The following is a 10,000-nucleotide window of genomic DNA, read 5'->3' on the forward strand; positions in this document are numbered from 1 at the left end:
CGGCGCGCCCTTACCGGCGAAGCCGCCCGGACGACCACCGGGTTTAAAGCCACCCGGCTTGCCCCCGAAGGACTTGCCACCACCGGGCTTGCCGCCAAACGACTTGCCCGCCGGACGGTCGCCGAAGCTGCGTTCGCCACGGGGTTTAAAGTCGCCTTCACCGCGCGGTTTGAAATCGCGCTGCGGACGGTCACCCGCCGGACGTTCACCACGCGGCTTATCAAAGCGCGGCTTGTCACCAAAGCTACGCTCACCACGCGGTTTAAAGTCACTTTCGCCACGCGGTTTGAAGTCACGCTGCGGACGGTCACCCGCCGGGCGTTCGCCACGCGGCTTGTCAAAGCGCGGCTTGTCGCCAAAGTTACGCTCACCACGCGGCTTGAAGTCACGCTGCGGACGGTCACCCGCCGGGCGCTCGCCACGCGGCTTATCAAAGCGCGGCTTGTCGCCGTAGCTGCGTTCCCCACGCGGCTTGAAGTCGCCCTCACCGCGCGGCTTGAAATCACGTTGCGGACGGTCGCCACGCGGTTTGAAGCTGCCTTCGCCGCGCGGTTTAAACTCGCCGCTATTGAAGTCTCGTCTGGGACGCTCGGCGCGCGGCGTCCATTCGCGCTCCTCGCGTTCCGGACGACGATCACGCGCCTGGCCGTCGCCGTCAAAGCGCGGGCGCTCATCGAAATCGCGGTCGCCAAATTCCTTGGCCTCGTACTTGCGGCGGAAGGCCTCGTCGCGGCTGAGCGGGCGCTCACGGCGTTCCTCACGGCCTTCGCCCTTCGGCGCAAAGCGTTCGCCGCCGCCGCGACGGCCGGTGCGCGGCGCGCCCTCGCCTTCGGTCCGGCGCAGGCGCATCGGCGTGCGCGTCTGGGTCTCGCTTTCCGACGGCAGGTTGCGCGGGTCGATCTTGTCCCCCAGCAGTTCGCGCACGACGCGCGGGCCGATTTCCTCAACCTCGCCCGGCTCGATATCGCCGAGCTGGAACGGGCCATAGGCCAGACGGATAAGGCGGTTGACCTTCAGGCCCAGGCTGTCGAGCACCTTACGGACTTCGCGGTTCTTGCCTTCGTTTAGCGACACGGTGATCCACAGATTGGCGCGGCCATCAGCCTTTTCCTGCGCCTTGTCCAGCCTGGCTTCGATCGGGCCGTATTGCACGCCTTCGACCGTCACGCCGGCTTTCAGCGTGTCGAGCGCCGCCTGCGTGGTGCGCCCCAGCGCCCGCACGCGATAGACGCGCGTCCAGCCGGTCGTCGGCAGTTCCAGCGCGCGCGCCAGTTCGCCGTCATTGGTCAGCAGCAGCAGGCCTTCGGAATTGATGTCGAGGCGACCCACCGAAATCACGCGCGGCAGTTCCTGCGGCAGCGAATTGAAGACGGTGGGGCGGCCCTGCGGGTCCTGATGGGTGGTCATCAGGCCGACCGGCTTGTGATAGCGCCACACGCGGGTGGGCTCGGCCTTGCGGATCGGCTTGCCTTCGACGGTGATCAGGTCGTCGGGCGACACGGTGGTCGCCGGGGTGTCGAGCAGGCGACCATTGACGGCGATCTTACCCAAACCAATCAGGCGCTCGACTTCGCGGCGCGAGGCCAGACCGGCACGCGCCAGTACCTTGGCAATGCGCTCCGGCGGGCGCGCGGGCTTACCAAAGGACTTGTCAGCCGGGCCTTTTTTGGCGGCGGGCTTTTTGACGTAGGATTTTTTGGGGGTGGCGTCGCCGGCAACGCTCTCGGTCGGAGCGGCGGATTCGGGCGTATTATGGTCTTCAGACATCATCATTTTCCTGACTGGGCCTGCTCACGCAGGGCCTTTTAACTTGACGCCGCAGCGGTTTGCCGGTCATCAACCCCTATGGACTCCCCACAGGACATGACTGACGAAACCCTGATGCGTCTGGCGCTGGACGAGGCCGAAAAGGCCGCCCAGGCCGGCGAGGTGCCGATAGGCGCTTTAATCTACGATCCGTCAAGTAAAACCATCATTGCGCGCGCAAAAAATGCGCCCATTAGTCTTAATGACCCCTCGGCGCACGCTGAAATACTGGCTTTACGCGCGGCGGGGCAGGTTGTCGGCAATTATCGCCTGACCGATCTGTGGCTCTATGTGACGCTGGAACCGTGCGCCATGTGCGCCGGCGCGCTGTCGCACGCCCGTATCGGACGGGTGATATATGGGGCCTCTGACCCCAAGGGCGGCGCGGTCGAAAGCGGTCCGCGCTTTTTTGCGCAGCCGACCTGCCACTGGGCCCCCGAGGTCACCGGCGGCGTGCTTGAGGCCGAGACGGGTCAGGTGCTAAAAGACTTTTTCAGACAGCGGCGTAAAACCCGATCCACGACAGCAGAGGGGGATTGATCATGAAATTACTGGCAAGTGTGGTCTTTGGGCTCGGTCTTCTCATGGCCACTACGGCCCACGCCGACACGGTCACCCAGACGGTGTACGAGGGGACCATCGGTAAAAGTCCCGTTGTTGTGGAACTGCGATCCGCCACGGTAAAGGGCAAGACCGTCTATATTGGTCAATACTATTACACGCGCTATCGTACCCTTATCTCACTGAAAGCCAGTGGTACCGCCCTCACCTTTCAGGAACACCCCGGCTGCTTCGTAGGGCCGGATTGCCCGGTCACGGGGACACTCACTCTCAAACCGGCATCCGCAGGATTAACCGGCACATGGACCGCCAGGGGCAAGAAGGCCAGCCTGCCGGTTACCCTTACGAAGAACGTGACGCGGTCTTTGACTTCGACCCTGAGCCTCACCCAACCGGGGGATCTTTACGCAGTTGACGACACGCTCAATCAGGGGAGAGGCGAACTGGCGCGTAACGACCCGTTCCGCGCCCGCCGCGTCAATCAAAACAACGTCTATGGGCCGGAGATCAGCGCCGGACAGATCGCCTATCGGACCGTTACAGACAAGGCGACCGGCGTACACTATCTGCAACTGACGCGGCATCCTGATCCGGCGGTCCTTGCCAAGGTCAATGCAACCTTGGATATTGAACGGTTTTTCCGGGTGGAGAACGCTCTGGATTGCCTCTCTCAGACCGGTTTTGTCGGCGCGGGCACGACCGGCGGCTTTGAGGATTTCTCCGATAAGGTCGTTTACGTGTCCTCCAGCCTGATGGCCGTCGAAAGCGCCGGATCGACCTATTGCGGTGGCGCACACCCCAGCAATAGCTGGGGTATCACCATGTATGACCTCAAGCGGGGCGGGTATCTTAATGCCGATCAGTTGCTCAACCTGTATGTCACGCCGCCCGGCTGGGCCCCCGGTGATGAGCGCCCGGAGACGCCCGCCTTCCAAAAGCTCAAAGCGAAGTTATCGCCACAGTCACCGTGGTTTGTCGGAGACCGGTCGATCCCGGAATGTCTGGCCGACGACGTCGGTTATGACTACCAAACCTCGTTTAACGACAAGGGGCTGGTCTTCAGCCGCAGCGACCTGCCGCATGTCATGGGCGCCTGTATGGGCATCTATTATGTTGTGCCCTATGCCGAGCTGAAAGCCCTGTGGCGGCCCGAAGCCAAAGCCTATTTTAGCGGACTCTGAGGCCCTGAGATGACGTTTGACTTTCGTGAAATTCCGCAGCGTTTCATCTATTTCGTCAGCAATGTGCAAACCTTCTGGGGTGACCTGACGCAGCATTCGGAGTTTCTGTCGAACCTGCTGATCGCCGCCCTGATCCTGATGGTCACCCTGTTCCTGTCGCAGTGGCTGTCGAACACGGTGCGCAAAACCGCCAAGCGCTACGCCCATTCCGACGCCGACCGCACCCTGCCGGAGTTCCTGTCGCAGGTGGTGTGGTGGCTGATCATGGTGGTCGGTCTGGTGGTCATCCTCAACCGGCTGGGCGTGCAGACGACCTCGATCCTGACTGTGCTGGGGGCGGCGTCTCTGGCTATCGGTCTGGCGTTGCAAGGGACGCTGTCCAATGTGGCCTCTGGCATCATGCTGCTGGTGCAAAAGCCCTATCGCATCGGCGATACGGTGACGATTGGCGATGTGACCGGCACCGTCGGGCGGCTGGGTCTGTTTTCGACCGAACTGACCAATGGCGACAGCCACAAGGTCTATATCCCCAATGCCAAGATCTTTTCCGACCGCATCATCAATATCAGCCATTACGGTCACCGTACCCTGGCCATACTGGTGACGGTCGATTTCGCTACCGATCTCGACAAGGCCCTGTCCATCCTGAAAAAAGTGACGGCTTCGCACCCCGGCACCCTGTCCACACCAGACGTCTGGGCCGGGGTCGAGAACTTCACCGACAACGGCGTGCAGCTAAAGGTGACGGCGCAGGTGACGGTGGCTCAGCACGGTCAGGTGCGCGCCGACGTGCTGAAATCGGTCAAGGAAGAGTTCGGTGCGGCGGGCATCTACATCCCCTATCCGCATCAGGTGACGATGGAAAAGGCGCTGGCGGCCGCCACCGGTGAGAAGGCTGGCGCTTAACCCCCCGTTCGCTTTGCGCACAGGGGCGGCGGATTATAGCGGAATGAATTTAGGTGAAAACGACATCTCGCTATAGCGCCTACCCTGATTTCAGGGGAGGTTCTTATACGTTTCCATTAAGAGATATAGTCTTGCGCATCTGCCAAAATTCGTTTCAAAAGGAACGTATAAAGACTTTTTTGTGGCATTGGGGATGCGGAAAACCGTTCATCCGTCCGCACATCGTTTTCGCTGGGGTCATCCGTGTTTAAAAAGCTGCTGCTCGCTTCGTGTGTTCTGGCCCTGCCGGCCTTCACTTCCGTCGCTCTGGCCAATCCGGTCGAACAGACCAAGGGCCGTTTTGAGGACAAGTTCCGTCAGTTGGAAGGCGAAGAATGGCCGACGCCCACCGACTACCGCAACGCCGCCGGTGAGCCGGGCTATCGCTACTGGCAGCAGAAGGTCGATTACCGCATCAAGGCCTCACTGAACGAGGCGACGCGCACCCTGACGGCGACGCAGACCGTCACCTACAAGAACAATTCGCCCGATACGCTGCGCTATCTGTGGCTGATGCTCGATCAGAACAATTACAAGCGCGATTCCATCGCGCAACTGACCGACACCGTGTCGCCTTCGAAAGAGATTTCGGTGGGCGAAGTGCGCCGCGTCAAGCGGATGCAGGTGTGGGAAGGCGGCTTTAACGACCTGAAGGTCACCGCCGCCGACGGCAGCGCCCTGCCCTTCACGCTCAACGACACCCTGATGCGTATTGATCTGGCGCAGCCGCTGAAGTCGGGCGAAAGCCTGACCTTCACCGTGGCGTGGAGCGTGCCCCTGCCCGAAACCCGCATGGTTGGCGGCCGGTCCGGCTATGAATGCTTCACCAAGCCGGGCGAAGACGGCAATTGCATCTTTCTGGGGGCGCAGTGGTTCCCGCGTCTGGCCGTCTATTCGGACTATGAAGGCTGGCACAACAAGGCCTTTATCGGCTCGGGCGAATTCACGCTGGAATTCGGCGATTATGAGGTCGAACTGACCGTCCCTGCCGACCACGTCGTCTCGGCCACCGGCGAGTTGCTTAACCCGTCCGAAGTGCTCACCCCGGCGCAGCAAAAACGCTTCACGGAAGCGAAGACGGCCACGGCCCCGGTCTATGTCGTGACGCCCGATGAGGCCGCAGCCGCCGAAAAAGGCAAGGCCACGGGCACCAAGACGTGGAAGTTCAAAGCCGACAATGTGCGTGACTTCGCCTTCGGCTCATCGCGCAAATTCATCTGGGACGCCATGGGTGTGAAGAACGCCGACCCGGCGCACCCGACCGTCATGGCCATGTCCTTCTTCCCGAAGGAGGCGCGCCCGCTGTGGGACGCCTATTCGACCAAATCCATCGCCCACACGCTGAACGTCTATGGCAAGTTCGCCTTCGCCTACCCCTACCCGACGGCGCAGTCGGTCAACGGGCCGGTCGGCGGCATGGAATATCCGATGATCACCTTTAACGGCCCGCGCCCGGTGAAGGACAAGAGGACGGGGGAGCTGACCTATACGGAACGTGCCAAATACGGCCTGATCGGCGTGGTTATCCACGAAATCGGCCACATCTGGTTCCCGATGACGGTCAATTCCGACGAGCGTCAATGGACGTGGATGGACGAAGGCATCAACTCCTTCCTCCAGTTCCAGGCCGAAAAGGAGTGGGACAAGGACTACCCCACCCGCCGCGGTGAGCCCAAGTCTATGGTCGAGTACATGCTGAGCGAAAATCAGGTGCCGATCATGACCAATTCGGAATCGATCCCGCAATTCGGCAACAACGCCTATGGCAAGCCGGCGGCGGCGCTGACCATCCTGCGCGAAACCGTGCTGGGGCGTGAAAAGTTCGACTTCGCCTTCAAGGAATATTCGCGCCGCTGGCAGTTCAAGCGCCCGACCCCCTATGACTTCTTCCGAACCATGGAAGAGGCGTCCGGCACCGATCTCGACTGGTTCTGGCGCGGCTGGTTCTATTCGACCGACCACGTGGATATCGAGCTGGCCGATGTGAAGAAGGCCCGCCTCAACACGCGCGATCCGGTCGTCGAAAAGGCCTGGGAAAAGGTGCAGGACGACGCGCAGCCCGACTCGCTGACCGCCGCACGCAACACCGGCAAGACGGTCGTTGAGACCGATCCGGCCACGGTCGATTACTACAATACCGACGACAAGTGGGAACCCACGGTCAAGGAGAAGAAGAAGTATGCCGACCTGCAAAAGGACATCGACCCGGACCTGAAAGAAGCGCTGGCGGTGAAGGACAACTTCTACAACTTCACCTTCCGCAACAAGGGCGGGCTGGTCATGCCGGTGATCCTCAAGATGGACTACACCGACGGCACCTCCGAAACCGTGCGTATCCCGGCCGAGGTCTGGCGCTATAATCCGGCGCAGGTCACGTGGCAGCACGCGACGCTGAAGACGCTGAAACAGGCGGTCATCGACCCGCTGTGGGAAACGGCGGACGCCGATGTCTCCAACAACGCCTTCCCGCGCAAGATCGACGAACAGCGCTTTGAGGTCCGCGAAGGCGAAGACGCGCCCAACCGCATGAAGGACGACGATCTGGTCGTCACACCGGACAACCTGAAGACCCAGCCCAAAAAGGCGGACAAGAAGTGATCCGACGCGGTTTCCTGCTCGGAGGAGCGGCCCTGATGCTCGCCTCTCCCGCATGGGCCCATCGCGGCCATCATACGCTGAGCGTGGTGGAAATCGCCCCGGACGGCTCGGTGACCGTCATCCACACCCTCTCGGCGCACGACAGCGAGCCGGAGCTGGTCGAGCTGGCCCCCGACGCACAACCCTCCGTGGACGATCCGGATGCCCTCAAGGCGCTGGAAGGCCACCTGCGCGACGCCTTCACCATAAATGGTCAGAGGCTCGACTTTTTCGCCTACGAAGCCTGGGGCGATGACCTGCAATTCACCTTCAAAGGCAAGCTGGACCGCGTTCCGAAAACCGTGACGGTCGCCTATGGCCTGTTCCCGAACTCGCGCAAAACAGGCGTCGGGCTGGTCAATGTGCGACTCAACGGCGTGACCAAGAGCCTGACCTTCGCCAAGGGCGATGCCCCGAAGACGGTGGAGTTTTAACTCAGAACGTGTCGATAAGCCGCTGGCTATGTGTGATCTGTAATTGCGTCACTTCCCTGACCAACTGGAAAAAGACGCCCGTAGAAAACAGCACGAGCAGACTTGCGCACACGTAGAGGAATTCAGGTGACATAACCCCAGCGCCATGGAAACTTCCATCCTCCCGAAACAGACGGTCCATGCCATTGACAGCTATGCCACCCAAAATTCGTGCCCACCACCACAGTGCGATGCGTGTATCCCCTTTGGGAAAGAGATCACCCGTCGGCCCCTTACTCGCCACCCAAATGTCCCGCATAACTTCGTAGGGTTTGTACAGGTTGGCGAAAGGTACGAAATACCAGCCCACTGCCCAATTCGGCGTGTGTTCAAATGAAGGTCTCAGGATTTTTGCGTTTTTCGCGGCTTCATGCAGCCAGATCAGACTGGCTATTCCGGATACCCAGACCATAGCCATGTAAGCGTAACCTGATTGGCCCATCACCATCAGAACTTCCTGAGGAATATAAGGCACAAGATTAAATAGAGCGGCCACCAGCGTAAGACATAAGCTGAACTGACATATCATCAGCACAATCATCAGACCTTGGGCCCATTGTGCGCGAAGCTTTAAGGCGCCTGCGCGCACTTTTTTTATCTCTGTCATCCCCCATTCCCCCCGGAAAATCGCTTAAACCAACCCCGTCTGGCCGATCTTGTAGAAGCGCTCGGCGCGCTGGGCCACAAGCTGATCCGGCGAAAGATAATCCAGCGCCTGAAGCTCGGATTCCACCACATCCCCGACCTTTTTGATCGCCGCCTCCTTGTCGGCGTGCGCGCCGCCAGCGGGTTCTTCGATGATGCGATCCACTATGCCGAGTTTCAAAAGATCAGTGGCAGTAATCTTCATCTGATCGGCAGCGTCCTTGGCGCGCGAGCCGTCGCGCCACAGGATCGAGGCCGCGCCTTCCGGCGAGATGACCGAATAGATCGAGTGTTCAAGGATCAGCACGCGGTTGGCGGCCGCCAGCGCAATCGCCCCGCCCGACCCGCCTTCGCCGGTGACCGTGGCGACAAACGGCACCTTCAGCGTCAGGCCGCGCTCGGTCGAACGCGCAATGGCCTCGGCCTGACCGCGCTCCTCGGCCCCGATGCCGGGATAGGCACCCGCCGTATCGACAAAGGTGATGACGGGCAGGCCATACTGTTCAGCCATATCCATCAGGCGCACCGCCTTGCGGTAGCCTTCCGGGCGCGCCATGCCGAAATTGTGGCGCAGGCGCGAATTGGTGTCGTGGCCCTTTTCGTGGCCCATCACGACCACAGAGCGCCCGCGAAAACGCCCCAGACCGCCGACAATCGCCTGATCGTCACCGAATTTGCGGTCCCCGCGCAGCTCAACGAAATCCTCAATCAGGCCATTGAGATAATCGACCAGATGCGGGCGTTCCGGGTGGCGGGCGACCATGGTCTTTTGCCACGGCTCAAGGCGGTCGTAGGTTTCCTTGATCAGCACCTGGGTGCGCTCACGCAGGGCGCGGATTTCGGTGTCGAGATTAGCCCCTCCCGAAGACGACAGGGCCGACAATTCCTCGATCTTGGCTTCCAGATCGGCGATCGGACGTTCGAATTCGAGATAATGGCGCATGATCTTCCGGGACTCAGGTTCCGTTACAAACCTTGGCGTTTAGCCCAAGTCGCGGCGGGGAGCAATATGCCCAAAGGGGCAAGGGTTCAGGAATCGCTTATCCGGCGCGGCGTTTCGACAGCGGGTGATGCGTTTCGACCACCTCTTTGAGGCGTTCGGTCGCCACGTGAGTATAGACCTGCGTCGTCGAAATGTCGGCGTGCCCCAGCAGCGTTTGCACGACGCGCAGGTCGGCCCCGCCTTCGAGCAGGTGGGTGGCAAAGGCATGGCGCAGGACGTGCGGTGACACACGTGCCGGGTCGATCCCGGCCTCCAGCGCCGCCTCGTCCAGCAACTGCCCCACCCGGCGGCGTGTGAGATGCCCTTGCGCCCCGCGCGAGCAGAAGAGATAGGGGTTAGCCTTGTCTTTCGCCCCTAAAAACAACGGCCGGATATCGAGATAGTCTTTAATCGCCGCGCGCGCCGACGGATTGAGCGGCACCAGCCGCTCGGTGCCACCCTTGCCCTTGACGATCAGATAGGCCGGGTCTTTTTGTACGGCATCCAGGCGTAGGGCGACGATTTCCGACACCCGCATCCCAGAGGCATAGGCGATCTCGATCAGGCATTGCAGGCGGATGGCCTGATGCGCGTCCTTCGCGTCGGCAGCCGCAATCAGGGCGTCCACCTCTTCGCGGCTGAGGATTTTGGGCAGCGGCCGGCCTTTTCTGGCGGCGGCGATCTTGCGGCTGGGGTCGGTGTCACTCAGCCCTTCGCGCACGCAGAAACGATAGAACTGCCGCACGGCGGCACGCTTACGCTGAAGCGTC

The 10,000-nt window shown here is 61.2% G+C and carries 9 protein-coding genes; 5 read left to right on the forward strand and 4 right to left on the reverse strand.

What is annotated here, in order from left to right; all coding sequences use genetic code 11:
• Positions 1–1,767: pseudouridine synthase (locus LDL37_RS16465; RefSeq protein ID WP_366509241.1), on the reverse strand; the 1,767-nt coding region annotated here is incomplete at its 3' end.
• 96 nt (positions 1,768–1,863) lie between these two features.
• Here LDL37_RS16465 and tadA point away from each other — a divergent pair.
• From tadA to LDL37_RS12585, 5 genes are all read left to right on the forward strand, one after another.
• Positions 1,864–2,346 (forward strand): tRNA adenosine(34) deaminase TadA, encoded by a 483-nt coding sequence (gene tadA / locus LDL37_RS12565; protein WP_290798838.1) that lies wholly within the window; start codon positions 1,864–1,866, stop codon positions 2,344–2,346.
• Between the two features lie 2 nt (positions 2,347–2,348).
• Complete coding sequence (locus tag LDL37_RS12570) at positions 2,349–3,548, forward strand: hypothetical protein (protein WP_290798840.1); 1,200 nt, start codon at positions 2,349–2,351, stop codon at positions 3,546–3,548.
• Between the two features lie 9 nt (positions 3,549–3,557).
• Positions 3,558–4,454 carry a mechanosensitive ion channel family protein gene (locus LDL37_RS12575; protein WP_290798841.1) on the forward strand — a complete coding sequence of 299 codons (897 nt, stop codon included), beginning with the start codon at positions 3,558–3,560 and terminating at the stop codon, positions 4,452–4,454.
• Between the two features lie 243 nt (positions 4,455–4,697).
• Complete coding sequence (locus tag LDL37_RS12580) at positions 4,698–7,091, forward strand: M1 family metallopeptidase (RefSeq protein ID WP_290798843.1); 2,394 nt, start codon at positions 4,698–4,700, stop codon at positions 7,089–7,091.
• 35 nt (positions 7,092–7,126) lie between these two features.
• Complete coding sequence (locus LDL37_RS12585) at positions 7,127–7,564, forward strand: DUF6702 family protein (RefSeq protein WP_290798845.1); 438 nt, start codon at positions 7,127–7,129, stop codon at positions 7,562–7,564.
• A gap of 1 nt (position 7,565) precedes the next feature.
• Here LDL37_RS12585 and LDL37_RS12590 read toward each other — a convergent pair whose 3' ends face one another.
• The 3 genes from LDL37_RS12590 to LDL37_RS12600 all read right to left on the reverse strand — a co-directional run.
• Positions 7,566–8,210, reverse strand: coding sequence for a DUF4328 domain-containing protein (locus LDL37_RS12590; protein ID WP_290798848.1), 645 nt, complete (start codon positions 8,208–8,210; stop codon positions 7,566–7,568).
• Positions 8,211–8,234: 24 nt separating this feature from the next.
• Positions 8,235–9,194, reverse strand: coding sequence for an acetyl-CoA carboxylase carboxyltransferase subunit alpha (locus LDL37_RS12595; RefSeq protein WP_126423047.1), 960 nt, complete (start codon positions 9,192–9,194; stop codon positions 8,235–8,237).
• Between the two features lie 94 nt (positions 9,195–9,288).
• Positions 9,289–10,000 (reverse strand): tyrosine recombinase (locus tag LDL37_RS12600; protein WP_290798851.1); only part of this gene is annotated, 712 nt, incomplete at its 5' end.

It is taken from the genome of Asticcacaulis sp., from assembly GCF_020217185.1.
Classification (GTDB): Bacteria; Pseudomonadota; Alphaproteobacteria; order Caulobacterales; family Caulobacteraceae; genus Asticcacaulis.

Excerpts from the sequence above, each read along its gene's own strand:
- LDL37_RS12590 (WP_290798848.1), bottom strand. The coding sequence starts at position 8,210 with ATGACAGAGATAAAAAAAGTGCGCGCAGGCGCCTTAAAGCTTCGCGCA.
- tadA (WP_290798838.1), top strand. The coding sequence starts at position 1,864 with ATGACTGACGAAACCCTGATGCGTCTGGCGCTGGACGAGGCCGAAAAG.
- LDL37_RS12575 (WP_290798841.1), top strand. The coding sequence starts at position 3,558 with ATGACGTTTGACTTTCGTGAAATTCCGCAGCGTTTCATCTATTTCGTC.
- LDL37_RS12585 (WP_290798845.1), top strand. The coding sequence starts at position 7,127 with ATGCTCGCCTCTCCCGCATGGGCCCATCGCGGCCATCATACGCTGAGC.
- LDL37_RS12570 (WP_290798840.1), top strand. The coding sequence starts at position 2,349 with ATGAAATTACTGGCAAGTGTGGTCTTTGGGCTCGGTCTTCTCATGGCC.